At 69.9% G+C, this 498-nt stretch carries 1 pseudogene; it reads right to left on the reverse strand.

The features are described 5' to 3' along the window. A pseudogene (locus RU01_RS21925) lies at window positions 1-498 on the reverse strand (pyruvate carboxylase); the annotation flags it as partial.

Raw genomic sequence — 498 nt, forward strand, 5'->3', positions numbered from 1 at the left:
GCCGATCACGCCGCTCCGCACTGGTGCCGGAGAGCAGCACCTCGTCCTGCGTCGTCAACGTCGCCTCCCCACGCCCGGCGCCGCGCCCCGCCAACGCGGTGGTGCGGAACGGTTCCGGCCACCCACCGGCCGGGGTGCCCAGATCGCCGCGCAGGAACCCGATCACCGAATCGGGAATGTCGAACTTCCCCGGATCCGCCGCGAAGTCCTCCATCGACACCCCCGCCCCCACCAGGTGCAACGCCAGATCGCCCACGACCTTCGACGACGGCGTCACCTTGATCAACCGGCCCAGCAACCGGTCCGCATCCGCGTACGCCTTCTCCACATCCTCGAACCGGTCCCCCAGACCCAACGCGATGGCCTGCTGGCGCAGATTCGACAGCTGCCCACCCGGGATCTCGTGCGTGTAGACACGGCCCGTCGGGGCGGGGAGCCCGGACTCGAACGGGGCGTACACCTTCCGGATCGCCTCCCAGTACGGCTCCAGATCGCACA

Source organism: Rhodococcus sp. MEB064 (assembly GCF_000834565.1).
Lineage (GTDB): Bacteria > Actinomycetota > Actinomycetes > Mycobacteriales > Mycobacteriaceae > Rhodococcoides.